The organism is Nonomuraea sp. NPDC059023 (assembly GCF_042740095.1).
In the GTDB taxonomy this organism is placed as follows: domain Bacteria; phylum Actinomycetota; class Actinomycetes; order Streptosporangiales; family Streptosporangiaceae; genus Nonomuraea.
Map to the genome: position 1 here is coordinate 494654 of NZ_JBHYIO010000001.1, position 20722 is coordinate 515375.

The following is a 20722-nucleotide window of genomic DNA, read 5'->3' on the forward strand; positions in this document are numbered from 1 at the left end:
GGCTACGAACTGTAGCCCTTACTTTGGGTCAGGCCAATAGGCCGACTTGGTCCACGAGTTGAGTTGCTTGGGTCCGTAGATATGAAGGCCCGGTCTCAAGCAGCTCGAATGCCATCCGCCGGGCGTGGGTGCTGTACCGGATTGTTTCCGGAGCAGTCTGCTGGGCCAGCTGAAGCGCCCCGAGCACGGCATCGTGATCACGCTGAAGGAGATGCGCCCGCGCGACTTCGATGAGGTGACGACCGCGCCGGGGCCTGGATGGGATAGGGACGCTCTCGGCACTTTCTGCCTGTCTCGCCGACTCTCCACCTTGATGCAGTTCGACGGCCACGGTGACCGCATGCGCTCGCATGATTACTTGGCTGAAGGAAGTCCACGGCTGGTAGTAATCCTTGGGCAGGCGCTCGGCGACTCTTTGCGCTTCCTCCCACTGCACCCATGCCTCAGCGGCGTCACCGAGCCTGGCCGCGGTGAAAGCCAGCTCGAAGGACAGGGCTCCCCACATCGCCAGAAGATCCACGCCAGCGCCGCCCAGGTACGGCTGGATGGCCGTCATGCCCTGCTCGTTGATGTCCCGCGCGGCCTCGAGGTCCCCGTTGTCTCTATGCGCCTGCGCCAGGAACCACACCGCGCAGGACAACGCCATCGGATCTTCTGATTCCTGGGCGGCCATCAGCGCTCGATCGGCGACACGCCACAGCAGGTCCTCGGCCGGCTGGTAGGCGATGAACATCTGGCTCAAGCCGTACGCCTCGGCCAGCAGGGCGTTGGCCCGGCGCCGATCGTCTCCGCCGTACATACTCGCGGCAAGCTGAGTGTCCCGCAGGAGATCCGGCAGGATGGCGCCAAGGGCGGTGCGATGATCCGGAGAGGTGTGGCGAGTGCGCCATGCAGCATCGAGCCTCGCCCGCAGGACGTTCAACGGCTGTACGGTGCCCTGTGGCCGCAGCAAGGGTGCGTTGTTCACAGCGGCCCGCACCGAGGCCAGTGCAGGATGGCCAGGGCCGGAGAACATCCGCACCGGCGGAAGCTGCTCCCCAGTCAGCTCCGAAAGATCCTTGACGCCCAATGCTGATGCCAGTCGGAGGATGATGGTCAGCCGCGGCTCGGATTGCCTTCGACCGGATTCCACCGCCTTCAACCACGCTGTCGATTTCCCAACAAGACCGGCTAGGACCTCCTGGCTCATCCCTTTGCGCTTACGAACCATTCGGATTCGCTGTCCAACGGTTAGCACCGGGGGCCCGGTTTCGTCGCTACCGTTGCTCACAGGCCCTGCACCTCCAGCGTGGTAGATCTTCGACATTCTCCAGGCTAGACGTGCAAGGCTCACGTATGTAGAGGTTCGCCAGCCTCTCCTAGAGGATGACCTTGCGGAGCGCGGGCGGCGCGCATCGGTGTAAGGATGAACCCTGCCCGCCGCCTGAGTAGCTTGCCCCAGCTGGGTTGAGGTCGGTGCTCGTCTCGGCGATCCGGGTGCCAGGCTGCCCGGTCCTGCATCTGCGTCTCAGCGGACGTTGGGTGCTGAACGAAAGGGCAAGTCGTGAGCCTGGATGCGGATGGCACCTAGCTCAGCCGGGAATCCATCCCGGCGCAACGGCAGGACGTCGGCCACGTGGGGAGCGCGAGGGTTCTCCCTCGCCCGGGGTGTGGGGCAGAGCCCCACTGTCACAGCCCGAGCCCCAATGCGCGAAGCGCTCCAAAGGGGAGGACCACGCCCTCAGCCGGGGTGTGGGGGCCGCGCCCCCACTGTCACAGCCCGAACCCCCAGCGCGAAGGCCCGAGCCTTTCAGCATTCGATGACGTTGACGGCCAGGCCGCCGCGTGAGGTCTCCTTGTACTTGTCGAGCATGTCCCGGCCCGTGTCGCGCATCGTCTTGATGGCCTTGTCCAGGCTGACGAAGTGGCGGCCGTCGCCGCGCAGGGCGATGCGGGCGGCGGTGATGGCCTTGATGCTGGCCACCGCGTTCCGTTCGATGCACGGGATCTGGACCAAGCCGCCGATCGGGTCACACGTCAGACCCAGGTTGTGCTCGATGCCGATTTCCGCCGCGTTCTCCACCTGTTCCGGGGTCCCGCCCAGGACCTCCGTCAGGCCTGCCGCGGCCATGGAGCAGGCTGAGCCTACCTCGCCCTGGCAGCCCACCTCAGCACCCGAAATAGACGCGTTCTCCTTGAACAGGACGCCGATCGCGGCCGCTGTCAGCATGAAGCGGACCACGCCCTCGTCGTTCGCCTGGGGGACGAAGCGCGTGTAGTACGTCAGGACTGCCGGGATGATGCCTGCCGCGCCGTTCGTCGGGGCGGTCACGATGCGGCCCCCGGCGGCGTTCTCCTCGTTGACGGCAAGGGCGAACAGCGAGACCCAGTCCATCGTCTGGAGCGGGTCCTTCTCGGGGGACTCGCTGCACAACTGGCGGTGAAGCTGGTGGGCGCGGCGGCGTACCTTCAGGCCGCCGGGCAGCATGCCTTCTTTGCTGATGCCCCGGCTCACACACTCGGCCATGACCCGCCACAGGTTCAGGATGCCGTCGCGGATCTCCTGCTCGGTACGGCCGAAGGCCCTCTCGTTCTCCAGCATGAGCCCGGAGATGGACAGGCCGGTGTTGTGGCAGTGCTTCAGGAGCTCTTCCGCGGAGGTGAACGGATAGGGAACGACGGTGTCGTCGGGCTTGATGCGGTCGGCGCCGGTGGCGTTCTCGTCGACGACGAAGCCGCCGCCCACGGAGAAGTACACCTTCTCGCGGAGTTTCTCCCCGTCGGCGGCGAAGGCGGTGAAGCGCATGCCGTTCGGGTGCTCGGGCAGGCTGATCTTGCGTTCGAAGACCAGGTCCTCGCCGACGACGAACGGGATCTCGCGCTCGCCGTACAGGCGGACGGTTCCTGCGGCGCGCATGGCGGCGAGGCGTTCGTCGACGGTGTCGACGTCGACGAGTTCGGGCTTCTCGCCGGACAGGCCGAGGAGCACGGCCTTGTCACTGCCGTGGCCCTTGCCGGTCAGGCCGAGGGAGCCGTAGAGGATGGCCTCGACCCGCGCGGTCCGCTCGACGAGGCCGTCTTCGTGCAGGCCGCGCGCGAACTTGTGCGCGGCTGCCATCGGGCCGCCGGTGTGCGAGCTCGACGGGCCGATTCCGATCTTGAAAAGGTCGAAGACGCTGATCGCCATTGATGCGTCCTTCCGCAACAGGGGGGAGGGCGGTGCCGGGGCCCATGCCGGGCCCCGGCGGTTGGTCAGGAGTCGCCGGAGGTGAGTGCTCCGTACTCCTCAGCTGAGAGGAGGTCCTCCGGGTCGCCTTCGAGGCGTACCCGGAACATCCAGCCCTCGCCGTAAGGGTCGTTGTTGACCAGCGACGGATCGTCCACGACGGCCTGGTTCACCTCGGTGACCTCGCCGCCGACCGGGGCGTAGATCTCGCTCACCGACTTGGTCGACTCGACCTCGCCGATGGAGTCGCCGGCCTCGACGTTGGAGCCCGCCTCGGGAAGCTGCACGAAGACGACGTCACCCAGGGCCTCGGCGGCGAAGGCCGTGATGCCGACGGTCACGGTCCGGCCGTCGTCGAGACCGGCCACCCATTCGTGCTCCTTGGTGTAGCTCAGCTCGTCAGGGATGCTGCTCACTTACGTCCTCCTGCTAGTTACTGCGCTTGTATTCACGAACGGGCGCTGCGCTTGTAGAAGGGCAATGCGACGAGGTCCATGCCCTCCTGGCTGCCCCGGATGTCCACGGCCACGCCTTCGGTGACACCAGTGTCCACGTAGGCCATCGCGATGGGCTTACCCAGGGTCTGGGAAGGGGCCCCGCTGGTGACCTCGCCGACCACGGCGCCGTCCTTGGTCACCGGGTACCCGTGGCGGGGGACCCGGCGCCCGTGCGCCACCAGTCCGACCAGGCGCCGCCGCGGCGGGTCGTTCTTGACCGCCTCCAGCGCCGCCCTGCCGACGAAGTCGCCGGGCTTGTCGAATTTCACCACTCGGCCCAGGCCCGCGTCGAACGGGGTGAGCGCGGTGGACAGTTCGTTGCCGTAGAGCGGCATGCCGGCTTCGAGGCGCAGCGTGTCGCGCGAGGACAGTCCCGCCGGAATCAGCCCGTACGGCTCGCCCGCCTTGACCAGCGCCTGCCACAACGGCACCGCGTCCTCGTTGGCGATGAACAGCTCGAAGCCGTCCTCGCCGGTGTAGCCGGTGCGGGCGATGAGCGCCTGGGCCCCGGCGACGACGCCGGGCAGCCCGGCGTAGTACTTGAGTCCGGGCAGGTCGGCGTCGGTGAGCGAGGAGAGGATCTCCTGGGCGCGCGGACCCTGCACGGCGATGAGCGCCCACTGCTCGGACCGGTCGTCCACGACGGCGTCGAACCCGGCGGCGCGCGCGGTCAGCTCGCGGGCCACGAGGAGGTAGTTGGAGGCGTTGGCCACGACCATGAACTGTTCGTCGGCGAGCCGGTAGACGATCAGGTCGTCCAGGACCCCGCCGTCCTCCCCGACGATCATCGTGTAGCGGGCCCGTCCGGGCGCCAGCGCCGAGAGGTGGCCGACGAGCGCGTAGTCGAGTGCCTCGCCCGCCTGGGGCCCGGTCAGGAAGATCTCGCCCATGTGCGAGAGGTCGAACAGTCCGGCGGCGGTGCGCACGGCGTTGTGCTCGGCGGACTCGCTGCCGTAGCGCAGCGGCATCAGCCAGCCGGCGAAGTCGGTCAGCGTCGCGCCGAGACTCTCGTGAACGTCTCGCAGCGGTGTCGGTCGGGACATTGGTCTTCGCACCTCAGGGCAGGGTCGGATGCCAGCATCCTCCCCCTCTGTCATCGATGCCTGAGAGCTTCGCCCGGGTTTTGCCGGACTTTCACCTTCGGCGAGGCCCGGAGGCCTGCTTTCCAGAGGCACCTCGCCCGAGCGGTCCTTTGCCTTGAGAGGTTCGCGGGGAGGGCTTGCTCCTTCAGGGGCTCTGACCGGATTGTCAGAACGCTCTCCCGCACGGGTTCACCGGTGTCTCCAACCAGCCTAGTGCCGTCACGGGGGTGTTGTCGCGTGTGGATCGCGCCAATCGATCTCTTCCGTGAGCTTGTGCAGGGTTGTGGCGCCGATGCGGCCTTCGGTGTACATCTGGCCGAGCGTCTCGCGCTGCGCCCTGGCGAGCTCGTCGCGCAGGTCGTGCGGGGCGCCGGCGTTCGCCTCGACCGCGAGCAACTGCCGCTGCGCCCACAACGTGCCGGTGTCGAGCCGGTGGGAGATCTGGTCGAGCCTGCGCATCGCCGCCGCGGCCGCCGCCTGCCGCGCCCGCGCCTCCTCCTCCGGCGCCGCGACACCCCCACTCTCCGGTACGGCGGCGCGGCACGTGAGCAGGGCGAACCCGCTGACCAGCACCACCGAGGCGGCGGCGAAGATCAACGCGTCCTGGGCGGGCAGCGCGGGGATGGCCAGCGCGATGGCCAGCGTCGAGGCCCCGCGGGTGCCGCCCAGGGTGAGGGCTCGGACGTTGTGCCGGTCGACGGCCAGCGCGAACGCCAGCCGTACCAGCAAACTCGCGCCCAGCAGAGCCGCGGTGACCAGCAGGACCGTCGTGAGCGGCAGGCCGGAGTGTGAGCCGCCCAGATCGCGTAGCTGGAGCCCGAGCAGGACCGCGAGCGTGCCGCCGAGCAGGAACGTCAGGACCTGCCAGGTGATCCGCTCGGTGGCCCGCGCGGGGGTGTGGAAGAGGCGGCCGCGCGCCCCGACGTAGAAGCCGGCGGCGGTGACGGCGAGCGGGCCGGACAGTCCGAGCTTGCTCGCGCTGATCTCGGCGACGAACGGCGTGGCCAGCGAGAGCACGATCAGCGTTCCCGAGTCGGCCAGGCGGCGGCGCAACTGCACGACGACCCAGCCGAGCGCGAGGCCCGCGAGCGCGCCGCCGGCGATCGCCCCGGCCAGTTGCAGCGCGGCCACGGAGACGGTCTCGGGACGTTTGAGCTGCTCAAGCCCGATGGCGAGCAGCACGACCGCGACGCCCTCGTTGATCAGGCTCTCGCCGCGCAGCACGGTGAGCACGCGCTCCGGCGCGCCGAGCCGGTCGAGGACGAGTGCCTGGGTGGGCGCGAAGGCGGCGCCGACGGTCAGCGCGGCGCCCCACGGCAGGCCCGGGAGCAGCAGATGGGCGACGAGGGTGACGGCGCCGGCGGTGGCGAGGGTGAGCCCGACGCCGAGGAACATGATCGGCCGCCAGGCGGCGCGCGACTCGCGGGGCGCGCTGCGCGTGGTGGCGTGGTGGTAGAGCAGGGGCGGGATGAGCACGGTCAGCACGACGTACGGGTCCATCGACACGACCGGCACCCAGGGCAGGATTCCCACGAGCATGCCGAGCAGGACCAGGAACGGCAGGGGCGGCAGCCTCCATCTCGTGCTGAGAAAGCGGGCCAGCACGATCGAGACGGCGACGAGCGCGGCGATGATCACCAGGTCGCTGGACAAAAGCTCGGGCTCCCTCCTGAGGGGGATCGGATCCGGACAACGGTGGCGAGCCTATGGGGGATATGTCCGGAATAATCCGAGCTTGGTGCGTGAGGTGATCAGTGTTTGCCGAGAGGTTCGGGGACCCTGCGTGTCGCTTGCCGGGTGTTTAACCGGATATATCGGGACTTTGCGGGGCGTGTGACTCAACGCATAGCGCGGCCGGCCGTCCCCCCGGATGAACGGCCGGCCACGGGGTGTGGCCGGGAACCTGGCACACCCCAGCGGTTCCCGGCCACGTCTGTACGACCGGCGCCTGGCGGGACGCCGGCCGTACATGCTCCTCTAGAGGCGCTGCCAGAGCGCGGGTGTGCCGGGCGGCTCCCAGCCGGGCAGGCTCGTGTGGCTCTGCAGGCACCGGTAGTTGGTGCCCTGGTAGCTCACGGTCGTGCCGGCCGTGTAGGAGGTGTACGGCGCCCATTCGTTGCCGGTGCTGCCCACGGTCAGGGTGAACGTGGCCGAGCGGTCCGTGCTGGTGCCGTCGCCGTTGAGCGTGATCGGATAGGTGCCGGCGGCGACCGAGGAGGTCGTCGCGATCGACACCGCGGAGGTCTGGCCCGCCGAGATGGTGGCCGGGCTGAAGCTCACCGTCACGCCCTGGGGAGCTCCGGAGGCCGTCAGCGCGATCTGCTGGGCCTGGCCGGAGGTGACCTGGGTGTTGACGGTGGCGCTCGCGCTGCCGCCGGGCTGGACAGAGGCGGACGCCGGGCTGACCGAGAACGAGTAGTCGTTCTGGACCTGCCCGATCGTCAGGTTGAAGGCGGTCGAACGGTCGCTGTCGGCGCCGTCACCGTTGAGGGCGATCTGGTAGCTACCGTTCGCCGCCGCCGCTGACGCCGCGACCGTGACCGTCGAGGACTGGCCCGCCGAGATCGTCTGCGGGCTGAAGGAGACGGTCACCCCGGCCGGGACACTGCCGGCGGAGAGGCTGACCTGCTGCGCCTGGCCGGAGGTGACCGTCGTGGTGAGCGTCGTCGTCGCCGACTGGCCGGGCTGGAGGGTTGCCGAGGCCGGGCTCACCGCGATGGAGTAATCGTTCGGCTGCGCCTGGCCGACGGCCAGGGTCCACAGCGCGTGCGCGGCCGCGTCGGCGTTGCGGTCGAGCGCGGTCGTGTTGATGTTGGACGGGTAGGTGTCGCAGGCCGAGTGGTAGCAGCGGTCGAACGACTGGTTGGCCTGACCGCCCCACTTGGCGGCCTGGGCGGCCGTCTTGCGCTCGCTCGCCCCGGTGAAGACGCCGCCGACGCGTACGCCGGCGTTCTTGAACGAGGCGTGGTCGCTGCGTCCGTCGCCGATGCGCTCCGGCTCCGTCTGCACGCCGATCGAGGTGTAGTAGTCGTTGAACAGCCGCTGCAGGGCCACGTCGTCGTCATAGACGAAGTAGCCGGGGTTGGGCGAGCCGGTCATGTCGAAGTTGAGGTACGCCTCGACGCCCGCCGCACCCCCGTTCTGCACGTAGTACCGGGAGCCGATCAATCCCTGCTCCTCGGCACCCCACCAGCCGAACCGGACGTGCTTGGTCACCGTCGGCCGCTGGCTGGCCAGGGTCAGGGCGATCTCCAGCAGGGCCGAGGAGCCCGAGCCGTTGTCGTTGATCCCCGGACCGGCGGCGACGCTGTCCAGGTGGGCACCGAGCATGATGGTCTGGTTGGTCGGGCCACCCGGCCAGTCGGCGATGAGATTGCTGCCGCCGCTGAAGGTCTGGATCCGGGTGGTGTATCCGGCCGCGTCCAGCTTGCCCTTGATGTAGTTGACCGAGGCGTTGTACCCGGGCCGTCCTGAGGCCCGGTTACCGCCGTTGGCCGTGGCGATCGACTGGAGCTGGCTGAGGTGGGCTGTCACGTTCGCGACCGGGATGTTGGGCGGCGCGACAGCCTGAGCGCTCGTGGCGCCGGCGAGGGGGGCCAGGGCGGCCACCACGATGGTGACCAGCCCTGACACTAGGAGTTTCTTCACAGCGGCTGCCAGAGTGCGAGCACGTTCGGCGGCTCCCAGCCGGGCAGGCTGGTGTGGCTCTGCCGGCAGCGGTAGCTGGCGCCCTGGTAGGTGACGACCTGGCCGACCGTGTAGGAGGTGTACGGCGCCCATTCGGTGCCGGTGCTACCCACGGTCAGCGTGTAGGTGGCCGTCTTGCTGCCACTGGTGCCGGCGCCGGTGAGCGTGATCGGGTAGGACCCCGCCGCGACACTGGAGGTCGTGGCGACGGTCACCTGAGAGCTCTGGCCGGCGGTGACGGTGGCCGGGCTGAAGGTCACTGTCACGCCCGAGGGCTGGCCGGTGGCCGACAACGCGACCTGCTGAGCGGAGCCGCTGGTCACCGTCGTGTTGATGGTGGTCTGAGCGGAGCCGCCCGGCTGAGTCGAGCCGGACGCCGGGCTGACCGCGAACGAGAAGTCGTCCTGGACCTGCCCGATCGTGAGGTTGTAGGTGGCGTTCTTGTCGACGGCGGTGCCGTCAGCGGTCACCTGTACGGCGTGGCCGCCCACGGGGCTGCCCGCCGAGGTCGACAGGGTCAGCGTCGAGGTCTGGCCGGCGGTGATCGTGGCCGGGTTGAACTGGGCCGTCACACCACTGGGCAGCGTGCCGGCGCGCAGCGTGATCTGCTGGGCGTTGCCGCTGGTCACCGTGGTCCTGACCGTGGTGGTCACGCTGTCGCCCGGGTCGGCCTGGCCGGCGGCCGGGTCGAGGGAGAGCGAGAAGTCGTCGGTCGGGGCGGTGCACGTCGGCTCGCCGGACTGGGCGCCCAGGCGGATGCCGTCGAAGGCGGCCTTCACCACGTTGAACTCGGCGCAGCTACCGGGCCACAGCTCCTTGGCGGCCTGCAGCGCGGCCACCCGGACCTTGGTGTGCGTCCACGGGGACGTCTTCTTGTTCAGCGTGGTCATGAAGACCTGGGCGGCCTTGCGGATGCCGATGCCGACGATCGCCGGGCCGTTGTCGCAGCGGGTGCTGGCGGGCTTGCCCTGCGGGTTGGTGCCCTCGGACATCAGGTAGAACCAGTGGTTCTGCGGGCCGGCTCCGGCGTGCACCTCGGGGAAGGACCCCGGGGTGTAGCAGTTCGGGTGGCCGAGAGCCGACGGGTTGTACATGTTGCGGATCGGGCCGCCGCCGAGCGCGGGCTCCTCGCCGACCAGGTAGTCCGGCGGGTCGTTCGGGTTGTTGGCGTAGTGCTCGGTCACGGCGCCGAAGATGTCACCGGTGGACTCGTTCAGGCCGCCGGCCTCGTTGCCGGAGCCCGCGCCGCCGGGCGTGGTCTGGAAGATGGCGTGGCCGTACTCGTGGCCGACGACGTCCATCGAGACCAGGTTCTTGCGCGCGGCGCCGCTGGCGCCGTTGTGGCCGTAGTTGGTGTACGAGCCGTTCCAGAAGGCGTTGGCCTGGGCCAGGCCGACCCGGGCCGGGAAGCCGCCGCCGGAGCCGTTGATGCCGTTGCGGCCGACCCACTCCCGGAGCATGTCCCATTCCTTCTGGACTCCGTAGAGGACGTCGACGCAGGCGGTCGGCAGGTCGGTGGCGCCGCCGTTGCCCCAGGGGCTGGAGCCGGTGAAGGCGGAGCCGTTCTGGCCGCCGCACTGGATGCCGCGGCGGTTGGGGTCGACCATCGAGGTGGCCTGGGTGTCGATGGTGACGGTCCCGACGTAGTGGGACCGGCCCTCGGCGGCCTTGAACAGCTCGACCTCGTCGATGACCGCGCCGGTCAGCGCGTCGACGTAGACGGTCCGGTTGTTGGACGGGCCGGTGACGGTGGTCGCGTACGCCAGCCGCGGGGTCTTGCTCGCGGCGTGGACGACCAGCGACGGCGCGCTGACGCTGTCCACCTTCTTGATCCGTGCCTGCGACGTGGCGGCGGCGGTGGCCGCGCTCACCTTGGCCTTGGTGCCGACGTTGATGACGGCTTGCTGGCCGGTGGTGATGTCGCTGACCGACTGGCCGGAGGCGTCCGTGGTGACGACGACCTCGCCGCCGTAGACGGGCAGGCCCTTGTGGGTGCGTGAGTAGGTCAGGAACTGCAGACCGTTCGCGCCGGGGGTGTTGGCCTGGAGGTGGTATGCGTCGTCCTGCGCGGTACGCAGGGAGGGGGCGTAAGCAGCAAGCGCGCCCTGCGCCGAGGTGACGGCGCTCTTGGCCTCACTTGGAGTTGGGGGATCTTGTCCGGCCTGCGCCGCCTGGGGTACCAGGGCCAGCGCCAGCGCGACTAACGCGGCGGCCGACAGTTTGAGCTTGGGGTTCACTCTCGTGGCTCCTTGGGGGGTGTGAATCTGGCTGGAGTCAACCCCAAGCTGACATCGGGGGCTCACGGACCGTAACCCCACAATTTGTCATAACGTCACACTATGGGCGCCATGTCGCCGCAACCACGCGTTGTATGTGGGGTTGCGCATGGCCTCCGACCAATAGGTCTTGGTGACCGCCTGGACGAGGTCCTTGGCGTGCGGAGCCAGCGCTCCGTGCTCGGTCCAGCCGATCAGGTGACGCATCTTCATCGGCGACCCGACCAGCGGCCGGATCACGATGCCGTCCCGCGCCGGGCTCGTGGCCTGGAACAATCCGACGCAGCGGCCCTCCGCGATCAGGTCCAGCGCGACGCTCAGGTCCACCTTGAACCCGACCATCGGCGAGAACCCGTGATCGGCGCACGCGGTCCAGAAATGCTCGCGCGGCCCCGACTCCAGCAGCGCGTGCTGCGCCCACTGCTCCTTGGCGAGATCCGCCAGATCGATCTCGTCGTGTGCCGCCAGAGGGTGACTGGCCGTCAACCCCACGAAGACCGGCTCGATCGCGATCTCGGCGTAGACGGCGCCCTGGGGCGGTTGCAGTTCGTGACCGGGATAGTCGTCCAGGGTGGCCAGCTCGATGCGTTCCGACTCCAGCAGTCCGGGCAACACCTCGGTCGTCTCTTCGGTACGAAGGCTGATCTCGGCCTCTGGTAACAGGCGGCGTAACGCCTTGGCCGCGTAGATGGCCAGCCGGGTGAGGGCGCAGCCGACGCGGATGGTGTCGCGCTCGTCCCGCGCGTGGCGCCGGGCGTCACGCGCTAGGTCGTCGAAGGCGGGTAAGACGGAACGCGACCTCAACAGCAGCCAGCGGCCTAAGGGAGTGGGCGTCGTCCCTTCGCGGCCCCGCTCGAACAGCGGGCCGCCGAACTGCCGCTCGATGCGGCGCAGCTGCGCTGCGAGCGCGGGCTGGGACATCCCGAGCGACGTCGCCGCCTTGGAGATGCTCCCGGTGTCCGCGATCGCACATACGACTCTGAGATGCCGGACCTCGAGCTCCACACTCTGAGAGTAAAAGTAAAGAAGCTTTCCAGTAAGACCCAATTCGGAATTCGCTGCTGACCTGGCGTTCACGGGCCCGACATGACCGCGCCGTGGGGTGTTCTACCTCGTGGTCTATCGGATTGGGGTCGATCGCGGCTTTTGCGGTGGATCGTGACGGCCGACTTGACAGCCACGCTCTGCGGACCGGACAGGGGCGAGTGAAGACGCCGAGGGGGTACGGCCGGGGCGGCCCGAGACGGGATCGCGACCCCGGGATTCCCTGGACCGGTGGCGCCCGCAAGGGGTGGTGCCGAGGGGCGGGTCTCCGGCAGCGCCGCTCACCGTTCCGGTCGGGTCTACGGCTGCACCGCTCACCCTCACGCCCCTGTCTCTGGCAACACGGCTCGCCATCGCAGACATCCCTCCGGCGCCGCCCCTCACAGTGCTACCCGGCCCCGCCGGAGACCGGGTTGCCGACATGGGTGCTGGTCGGCTCGTGGCTGGGTGCGGTTGTGGGGTCGGTGATCGGGTTGGCGTGTTGGGTGGTGGGTTCAGGGGGTGGGGTGGGTGGCGGCGGTGGTCAGGGCGTGGAAGAGGGCGGGGTCGGTGCCGGCCTCGGGGTGCCATTGGACGGCCACGGCGAAGGGGTGGGCGTCCAGTTCGATGGCCTCGATGGTGTTGTCCTCCGCGCGGGCGCTCACGGTCAGGCCGGTGCCCAGGCGGTTGACGGCCTGGTGGTGGTAGTGGGGGACGTTGAGCGGGTCCTGGCCGAGGATCTTGGCCAGGCGGGTGCCGGGTTCGGTGTGGACGGGCAGGTGTCCGAACGTGCCCGGCGCGGGGGAGTGGCCCTCGTGGCCGGTCACGTCGGGCAGGTGCTGGTGGAGGGAACCGCCGAGGCTGACGTTGAGAACCTGGAGCCCCCGGCAGATGCCCAGGAAGGGCAGCCCGGCCTCCAGAGCTGTGGACATCAGGGCGAACTCCGCTTCATCACGAAATTTCCGGATGTAGCCGACGCGGTCGTGGGCGGGCTCGTCGTACCGGGCGGGGTCGATGTCGCCGCCTCCGGCCACGATGAGGCCGTCCAGGCGGGTGACGAGCTCGGCGGGGTCGCCGGCCGGGGGCAGGATGACAGGCTGACCACCGGCCGCCGCCACCTGCTCCACGTACATGTACGGCAGCAGCGCCGTGTCCATCTCCCACACGGTGAACCGCGCGGGCTCCACGTAACAGGTGATCCCGATGACGGGCCGCATGCTCATACCTCCATCCTCATCCATCCGCCTGCCCACCCGGGAAGCCGGTCAACACACCGCGCGAGCGGCATCTCGCTCCGGGAGCGGGGCGAGGTGTGTGTCACGCGTGTGGCCTGCCAACCCCACGGCGGGCTAGGCAGGTCACACGCGTGGCCTCTCGCCCCCGAGGCGAGCGAGGCCGGTCGCGCGTGTGGCCCCTCGCCCCCGGTGGTCGGTGGGCGAGGTGTGTCGTGTGTGGCCCGCCGACCCCGGGGCGGGTGATTTGTGTAGCGCGTGTGGTGCGACACCCCCGGGCCGGGCGGGTCGTGTGTGGTCAGCGGGCCACGGGGTCGGGGCGCGGCGTGTCGCGCGTGTGGCCGGCTGGCCGTGGGAGTGGGTCGGCGTGGGTCGTCGCGGCGGCCCGCCCCGCGCGGCCGCCTGCCGTGGCCCTGGAGTGCCGCCCGCCCCGTGCGGCGGGCGGCGGGGGCGGTGGCTTGCCGTAACGGACCAAAGACTCCTAAGAGATCAAAGGCCCTTGAGAGATCAAAAGCCCTTAAGCGATCGAGAGGTCCGTAACGGATCGAGACATCAACGAAAGAGATCAGAACGGGGTAACATAAGCGCCGGAGATGCCGCCGTCGACGAGGAACTCCGAGCCCGTGATGAAGCTGGCGTCGTCGCTGGCCAGGAAGGCGACCGCGGCGGCGATCTCGGTGGCCTCGGCGAAGCGGCCGACCGGGATGTGGACCAGGCGGCGCTGCGCGCGCTCGGGGTCCTTCGCGAACAGTTCCTGCAGCAGTGGGGTGTTGACCGGCCCGGGGCACAGGGCGTTGACGCGGATGCCCTCGCGGGCGAACTGCACCCCGAGTTCGCGCGACATCGCCAGCACGCCGCCCTTGGAGGCGGTATAGGAGATCTGCGAGGTCGCCGAGCCCATCACGGCCACGAACGAGGCAGTGTTGACGATGGAGCCCTTGCCCTGCCGCCGCATGTAGGGGATGACGTGCTTGCAGCAGAGGTACACGCTGGTGAGGTTGACCTCCTGCACGCGCCGCCAGGCGTCGATGCCGGTCTCCAGGATGGAGTCGTCGTCCGGCGGGGAGATGCCGGCGTTGTTGAAGGCGATGTCCACGCTGCCGTAGGTGTCGAAGGCGGTCCGGTACATGCGGGCGACGTCCTCGTCGCTGGTCACGTCGGCCTTGACGAAGATCCCTCCGACCTCCTCCGCGGCCTTCTTGCCGGCCTCCTCGTCGATGTCGACGCAGACCACCCGGGCGCCCTCCTCGGCGAACCTGCGCGCCGTGGCCAGCCCGATCCCGCTGCCCGCACCGGTGATGACGGCGACGCGGTCCTGCAAACGCTGCATGTTCATGACTCCCAGGAGATGAAAACGTTTTTGGTCTCGGTGAAGGCGCTGAGGGCGTCGGGGCCGAGTTCGCGGCCCAGGCCCGACTGCTTGAAGCCGCCGAACGGGGTCCAGTAGCGCACCGACGAGTGCGAGTTGACCGACAGGTTGCCCGCCTCGACCGCGCGCGCCACCCGCAGCGCGCGGCCGACGTCGCGGGTCCAGATGGACCCGCTCAGGCCGTAGGGGGTGTCATTGGCGATACGTACGGCGTCCGCCTCGTCCCGGAAGGCCACCACCGACACCACGGGCCCGAAGATCTCCTCGGTGAACGCGCGGTCGGTGACCCGCGAGGTGAGCACGGTGGGCGGGAACCAGTAGCCGGGCCCGTCCGGACAGGCGCCCTGCAAGTGCGGCTCGGCGACGAACCCGCGTACCCGCTCCAGATGCTCTGCGCTGATCAGCGGGCCCATCTCGGTGCTCTCGTCGAGGGGGTCGCCGACCTTCACATCCAGTACGGCGGCGCCCAGCCTCTCCAGGAACTCCTCGTACACGGTGTGCTCGACCAGGATGCGCGATCGGGCGCAGCAGTCCTGCCCGGAGTTATCGAAGACGGCATACGGCGCGGTTTTCGCCGCTTTTTCGAGATCGGAGTCCTGGAAGACGATATTTGCGGACTTGCCGCCCAGCTCCAGCGTCAGCCGCTTCACCTGGCCCGCCGCCTTGGCGGCGATCTCCTTGCCCACCTCGGTCGAGCCGGTAAAAACGATTTTGGCGACGCCCGGATGCTCGACCAGCCGGGCGCCGGCGACCTCCCCGGCCCCGGGCAGCACCTGCAGCACGCCCTCCGGCAGGCCCGCCTCCAGAGCCAGCTCGGCCAGCCGCAGCGCCGTCATCGGCGTCCACTCGGCCGGCTTCACGATCACGGTGTTCCCGGCCGCGAGCGCGGGCGCGACGCCCCAGGTCATGACGACCATGGGGAAGTTCCACGGCACGATCACGCCCACGACGCCCAGCGGCTCGTGGAAGGTGACGTCCACGCCGCCCGGCACGGGGATCTGCAGGCCGTGGTGGCGTTCCGGGGCGCCCGCGTAGAAGTGCAGCACGTCGCGGACGTTGCCGGCCTCCCAGCGGGCGTTGCCGATCGTGTGGCCGGCGTTGGCGACCTCCAGCTGGGCCAGTTCCTCGCCATGGCGGTCCACCAGGCCGGCGAACCGGCGCAGCAGCCTGGCCCGGTCGCCCGGCGCCACCTCGCGCCAGCTCGCGTACGCCCGCTTGGCACGCTCCACGGCCCGGTCGATCTCGGCCGCGTCGGCGAGGTCGACCTCGGCCACCACGGCTTCGGTGGCCGGATTGATGATCTTCATGCTGGTCCCTTACAAACGTTCGAAGCCGCGGAACATTTCCCAGTCGGTGACCGCCGCGTCGAAGGCGGCCAGCTCGACGCGCGCGTTGTTGGCGTAGTGGGCCACGACGTCCTCGCCGAAGGACTCCCTGGCCAGCTTCGAGCCCTCGAACAGGGCGAGCGCGTCGCGCAGCGTGTGCGGCACGGTCTCGGCGCCGGAGGTGTAGGCGTTGCCGGTGAAGGCGTCCTCGAGTTCGAGCTCGTGGTCGATGCCGTGCAGGCCAGCCGCGATCAGCGCGGAGACGGCCAGGTAGGGGTTGACGTCGCCGCCGGGCACCCGGTTCTCCACGCGCAGCGAGTGGCCGTGGCCGACCAGGCGCAACGAGCAGGTGCGGTTGTCCACGCCCCACTTGACGGCGGTCGGGGCGAAGCTGCCGGGCACGTACCGTTTGTAGGAGTTGATGTTCGGCGCGTAGAAGAGCGTGAGCTCGCGCATGAAGGCGAGCTGGCCGGCGATGAAGCGGGCGCCCAGCTCGGACATGCCATGGGGTCCGTCTCCGGCCATCACCGGCTCGTCGGCGCTGCCGCGCAGGCTGATGTGGATGTGGCAGGAGTTGCCCTCGCGCTGGTTCGGCTTGGCCATGAAGGTGATCGAGCGGCCCTCCTGGGCGGCGATCTCCTTGGAGCCGGTCTTGTAGATCGAGTGGTTGTCGCAGGTCTTCAGCGCCTCGTCGAAGCGGAACGCGATCTCGTGCTGGCCGAGGTTGCACTCGCCCTTGGCCGACTCCACATACAGCCCCGCGCCCTCCATCTCGCGCCGGATCCGGCGCAGGAGCGGCTCGATGCGGGCGGTGCCGAGCAGGGAGTAGTCGACGTTATAGAGGTTCGCGGGGGACATGTCGCGATATCCGCGCTTCCACGCCTGCTCATAGGAGTCCTCATAGACGCAGAACTCCAGCTCGGTGCCGACGAACGCGCGCAGGCCGCGCTCGTCCAGGCGGGCGAGCTGCCTGCGCAGGATCTGCCGGGGGGAGGCGGTCACATCGGTGTCGTCCTCCCAGGTCAGATCGGCCATGAGCAGGGCGGTGCCCTCCTGCCAGGGGATCCGTCTGAGTGTCGAGAGGTCCGGTTTCATGACGAAGTCGCCATACCCGCGTTCCCACGACGACATCGCGTAGCCCTCGACGGTGTTCATGTCCACGTCCACCGCGAGCAGGTAGTTGCAGCCCTCGGAGCCGTGCCGCAGCACCTCCTCCAGGAAGAACCGCGCCGACAGCCGCTTTCCCTGCAATCTGCCCTGCATGTCGGCGACGGCGAGCAATACGGTGTCTATGCGCCCAGCAGCAACTTCGTCCCGCAGGTCGGAAACGGACAACAATCCGGTGCTCACGTGAGGATGCTCCGATCTGGCCACGGCGGTTTCCCGTTGATTGGGCTAGTGTTAGACCATTGAGGTCCATGGCGGGATCGATTGTCAAGGCCCTGTGGCGGTGGGGGGAGCGAAGCGTGAACCCGTTGACGGTGCTGCGCCCCGTGCGCGCTGGCAATGCGTTCGAGGAGACCGTGGAGCGGTTGCTCCAGGCCATCAAGCTGGGCGTCGTCGCGCCCGGCGAGAAGCTCCCGCCGGAACGCGAGCTCGCCGTCCAGCTCGGCATCAGCCGGGTGACGCTGCGTGAGGCCATCCGAGCGCTTCAGGACTCCGGTTTTCTCGATGTACGGCGCGGCCGTTACGGCGGCGCCTTCGTCACCTATGTCCCGCCGCAACCCGGCACCGGAGCCCTGCGCAAGGTCGTCGCCGACATGGGCAACGACGACCTCTCCGACGCCCTCACCTTCCGCATGGCCGTGGAGTGCGGCGCCGCGCAGGTATTGGCCACGACCTCGCTCGACGAGGACCGCCGCCGGATCCTGCGCGCCCGCCTGGACGACCTCAACGCCGCCAGGCCCGGGGAGTACCGCCGCCTCGACACCGCCTTCCACCTGGCGATCGCCGAGCTGACCGGCTCCCCGCTGCTGGCCGCCGCCTGCGCCGACGCCCGGCTGCGGGTCAGCGACCTGCTCAACGCCATCCCGATGCTCCAGGTCAACATCGATCACGCGGCCACCCAGCACGAGGCCATTGTGGCGGCGATCCTGTCCGGAGATCCGGAGGCGGCGCGGCGTGCCGTGTCAGAGCATCTGGAGGGCACCGCGGCACTCCTGCGCGGCTTCCTGTCCTGAGCCTTCTGGCATCCTAGAAGGAGCGCGACTGGCGGCACAGAGGATGGAATCGACCATCGGGGAGCTCGTCGTGGAAGCCGACCGCCTGGGCGACCACGTTGCGAGGAGAGCCATGACCCGCATGCTTCCCGGCGGTCCGGTGGCGCAGAGTGTCCTGGAGGACGTCGCCGCGCGCGCCGCCGTACTGACTGCCAAGGGTGTGACGCCGTCGCTGGCCACGATCCTGGTCGGTGACGACGACGCCAGTGCCGGATATATCAGGATCAAGCAGCGGCAGGCGGCCGAGCTCGGCTTCGACTCACCGCACACCCACCTGCCGTCCGACGCCACCCAGGCCGACCTCCACGCCGCCATCGCCGCCTACAACGACGACCCGGCGGTGCACGGGCTGCTGGTGCAGTACCCGGTGCCCGGCCACCTCGACTACGACGCGGCGCTGCAGTCCATGGACCCCGACAAGGACGTGGACGGCATGCACCCCCTCAACATGGGCCGGCTGTCCCTCGGCATGCCCGGGCCGCTGCCCTGCACGCCCGCCGGGATCGAGGCATTGCTCGCCTTCTACGAGATCCCGGTGGCGGGGCGGGAGGTCGTGATCCTCGGCCGTGGCGCCACCCTCGGCCGGCCGCTGGCCACGCTGCTCAGCCAGAAGCGGCCCACGGCCAACGCGGCGGTGACCGTGGTCCACACCGGCGTACCCGACTGGGCCCGCTACACGCAACGGGCCGACATCCTCATCGCCGCCGCCGGGGTGCCGGGGATCATCCAGCCCGAGCACGTGAAGCCCGGGGCTGTCGTCGTCGGCGGGGGCGTTCGGTACGAGGGGCGGCGGTTGCTGCCCGACGTGGACGAGTCGGTTGAGGCGGTGGCGGGGGCGATCACGCCTCGGGTGGGCGGCGTGGGACCGACGACGGTAGCGATGCTGTTCCGCAACGCGATCATGGCCGCGGAGAGGGCCGTGGGCCTTCCGGGGTGACCCGGGGTGCGGTGGAGCTTCCGGAGTGACGCCAGTCGGTCATCGACCTTCCGGTGTGATCACAGGAGGCGTGGGCCTTCCGGGGTGATCACGTGGACGACCCCGTCCGGCCAGGTGAGCGTGACCTCCAGCCCGTTCACCTCGGCCGAGGGGAGGTCGGGCAGTTCGTGGGCCAGGACGGCGGCGCTCACCCGCCAGCCGGTGGCGTCGGCGCCGGTGAGCGCCGGAACCAGGGCCGGCCTGCCGAACGCGGTGCCCTCGGGCGCCTCCAGCACCGAAGCCGTCACCGCCCCGGCCAACGGAATCAACCAGGACCCCAGCCCGTCCACCGCCCGAACAACAGCCCCACCCACGGCCCTCCCGTCGGAGCGACCCGCTTCGCCCGCTGTGTCCGTGGCTGTTGCGGCGGTTTCGCCCGCCGTCCCCACCGTGCGGCCCTCTGGTGTGGCGTGGGCCAGTGCCCAGCCCGTCTCCCTGCCCACCTCGCCATAGTGCAGCCGCACCTCCACCTCCCCGCGAACCACGCTCACACTGGCCACTCCGCTTCCCTCGCTGAACGAGGCCGCCCAGGCTCCATCACCCAGCGAACCGGCACCCCGGGGGACGATGCGCCCGCGGGGGCCGGAGCCCGCGTGGTTGTCCGGGATGTCGGTGGCGGTGGTGGGGCCGGTGCGGGTGGAGTAGGCGTAGCGGTCGTAGAGCGGGTCGCCGGGGTGGTGCTGGCTGCCGTGGTTGACGACTCGGGCCAGGCTGCCGGTGTTCTGGACGATGAGGCCGGGACCGGCCAGCGCCCGGACTCCCCGCGGCCCCGGCTCCTCGGTGGCCGTCCAGACGGGGTGGTCGGCGGGCAGGAGGAGGCCGGTGAACGCCTTCGCTGCCCAATACGGCGAGGCGAACCCCGAATACCGCTGCAGCGAAGGCTCGTGCGGCCCGTGCCAGCCGAGTGTGAGGATGCCCTCCGGTGACAGGGCGTCGTGCGCCAGGAAACGGCGGAGCGTCGCCGAGGCGATGCCTCTGGTCTGGCCGGGTGTCAGCGGGGTGGACTCGGCCAGCGCACCGGCGAAGAGCGAGGCGGCCGAAGCGAAACGGTAGGTGAGCGATCGGCCGTGATAGAGCATGCCGCCTTCGCTGTCGAACATCAGCGCATAACCGGTCAGGAACTCCTTGAGCCGCTCGCCGTACCTCCCGACGGGGGTTTTGGACAGCAGCGCGAGCAGGACCGGATACAGGTGTATCGCCCAGCCGTTGTAGTGGTCGAAGGAGCGGTTGGCGCCGTCGGAGTACCAGCCGTCGCCGGTGTACCAGGGCTCGATGCGCTCCAGGCCGCGCCGCACGGCCGCCTCGGCCTCCTCGGTGTGGAACCCGGCGGCCGCCAGGAAACCGCCCGCCATGACGGGAAACAGCCACCAGTTGTTGTCCACCGGCTTATGCCGGAGCGCACCGGCGAGGTATCCGGCCACACGTTCCTGGACGTCGCCGGGCAGGCGGTCCCAGAGCTGTTCGCGGGTGAGCCACAGCCCGATGGCGATCGACGCCGCCTCGACCATGGGCTGAGTACGGTCCCCGACAGGCTCCCAGACATCAGGCCCGGCCAGCAGCCCGCGCCCATAAGGTTCGAGCAGCTCGACCGGCCCCCCACCGGCCACCCGGAAGGCGGCGAGCAGGAACGTCCTCGCATACCCCTCCAGAGCATCGCATCGCGACGCGCTCTCCCGTCCGGGCAAGGTGATCACAGCACCGTCCGCGGAGCGATACGGTTCCACCGCGCCCAGCAGTCCGTCGGCCACCGCCTCCCAGTGGGCACGGGTCCACCCCGTGAGCGGGCTGAGCGAACGGTCCTCCGGCGGAAGGGGAAACATGCACCACTCCA

At 69.6% G+C, this 20722-nt stretch carries 15 protein-coding genes and 2 riboswitches; of the genes, 2 read left to right on the forward strand and 13 right to left on the reverse strand.

Features of this window, described 5'->3' with window-relative positions:
* Positions 1-28 precede the first annotated feature (28 nt).
* The 12 genes from ACFWYW_RS02310 to ACFWYW_RS02365 all read right to left on the reverse strand — a co-directional run bounded on the left by ACFWYW_RS02310 (position 29) and on the right by ACFWYW_RS02365 (position 17046).
* Positions 29-1306, reverse strand: coding sequence for a helix-turn-helix domain-containing protein (locus ACFWYW_RS02310; protein ID WP_379609215.1), 1278 nt, complete (start codon positions 1304-1306; stop codon positions 29-31).
* Between the two features lie 483 nt (positions 1307-1789).
* Positions 1790-3166, reverse strand: a complete 1377-nt coding sequence (locus ACFWYW_RS02315) for an L-serine ammonia-lyase (protein ID WP_379609216.1) — start codon at positions 3164-3166, stop codon at positions 1790-1792.
* Positions 3167-3231: 65 nt separating this feature from the next.
* The gene (gene gcvH, locus ACFWYW_RS02320) at positions 3232-3621 is read right to left on the reverse strand and encodes a glycine cleavage system protein GcvH (RefSeq protein ID WP_379609218.1); all 390 of its coding nucleotides are present in this window, start codon (positions 3619-3621) and stop codon (positions 3232-3234) included.
* A gap of 32 nt (positions 3622-3653) precedes the next feature.
* Positions 3654-4745, reverse strand: coding sequence for a glycine cleavage system aminomethyltransferase GcvT (gcvT, locus tag ACFWYW_RS02325; protein ID WP_379609219.1), 1092 nt, complete (start codon positions 4743-4745; stop codon positions 3654-3656).
* A gap of 132 nt (positions 4746-4877) precedes the next feature.
* A riboswitch (glycine riboswitch) is annotated at positions 4878-4976 on the reverse strand.
* A 27-nt stretch (positions 4977-5003) separates the two neighbouring features.
* Positions 5004-6437 (reverse strand): cation:proton antiporter, encoded by a 1434-nt coding sequence (locus ACFWYW_RS02330; protein WP_379609220.1) that lies wholly within the window; start codon positions 6435-6437, stop codon positions 5004-5006.
* Positions 6438-6761: 324 nt separating this feature from the next.
* Positions 6762-8432 (reverse strand): M28 family peptidase, encoded by a 1671-nt coding sequence (locus ACFWYW_RS02335; RefSeq protein ID WP_379609221.1) that lies wholly within the window; start codon positions 8430-8432, stop codon positions 6762-6764.
* A complete protein-coding gene (locus tag ACFWYW_RS02340; RefSeq protein ID WP_379609222.1) occupies positions 8429-10708 on the reverse strand; it encodes a M4 family metallopeptidase in 2280 nt (759 codons plus the stop codon). The genes ACFWYW_RS02335 and ACFWYW_RS02340 overlap by 4 nt, the downstream gene beginning before the upstream one ends.
* 87 nt (positions 10709-10795) lie before the next feature.
* On the reverse strand, positions 10796-11752 hold the full coding sequence (locus ACFWYW_RS02345; protein ID WP_379609224.1) for a LysR family transcriptional regulator: 957 nt from the start codon (positions 11750-11752) through the stop codon (positions 10796-10798).
* 533 nt (positions 11753-12285) lie between these two features.
* Complete coding sequence (locus ACFWYW_RS02350) at positions 12286-12993, reverse strand: gamma-glutamyl-gamma-aminobutyrate hydrolase family protein (protein WP_379609226.1); 708 nt, start codon at positions 12991-12993, stop codon at positions 12286-12288.
* A 574-nt stretch (positions 12994-13567) separates the two neighbouring features.
* Positions 13568-14332 carry a 3-oxoacyl-ACP reductase gene (locus ACFWYW_RS02355; RefSeq protein ID WP_379609353.1) on the reverse strand — a complete coding sequence of 255 codons (765 nt, stop codon included), beginning with the start codon at positions 14330-14332 and terminating at the stop codon, positions 13568-13570.
* A gap of 2 nt (positions 14333-14334) precedes the next feature.
* Positions 14335-15678 (reverse strand): aldehyde dehydrogenase family protein, encoded by a 1344-nt coding sequence (locus tag ACFWYW_RS02360; protein WP_379609227.1) that lies wholly within the window; start codon positions 15676-15678, stop codon positions 14335-14337.
* A gap of 9 nt (positions 15679-15687) precedes the next feature.
* Positions 15688-17046: a glutamine synthetase family protein gene (locus ACFWYW_RS02365; RefSeq protein ID WP_379609228.1), complete on the reverse strand. Its 1359-nt coding sequence runs from the start codon at positions 17044-17046 to the stop codon at positions 15688-15690.
* 125 nt (positions 17047-17171) lie between these two features.
* Between ACFWYW_RS02365 and ACFWYW_RS02370 the strand changes: the two genes are divergently transcribed.
* Positions 17172-17876 carry a FadR/GntR family transcriptional regulator gene (locus tag ACFWYW_RS02370; RefSeq protein ID WP_379609354.1) on the forward strand — a complete coding sequence of 235 codons (705 nt, stop codon included), beginning with the start codon at positions 17172-17174 and terminating at the stop codon, positions 17874-17876.
* A 14-nt stretch (positions 17877-17890) separates the two neighbouring features.
* Positions 17891-17974: riboswitch (ZMP/ZTP riboswitch) on the forward strand.
* A gap of 14 nt (positions 17975-17988) precedes the next feature.
* Positions 17989-18852 carry a bifunctional 5,10-methylenetetrahydrofolate dehydrogenase/5,10-methenyltetrahydrofolate cyclohydrolase gene (locus ACFWYW_RS02375; RefSeq protein ID WP_379609229.1) on the forward strand — a complete coding sequence of 288 codons (864 nt, stop codon included), beginning with the start codon at positions 17989-17991 and terminating at the stop codon, positions 18850-18852.
* 59 nt (positions 18853-18911) lie between these two features.
* On the opposite strand, the gene ACFWYW_RS02380 is transcribed toward ACFWYW_RS02375, so the two are convergent.
* A complete protein-coding gene (locus tag ACFWYW_RS02380; RefSeq protein WP_379609230.1) occupies positions 18912-20711 on the reverse strand; it encodes a DUF2264 domain-containing protein in 1800 nt (599 codons plus the stop codon).
* Positions 20712-20722: the final 11 nt, after the last annotated feature.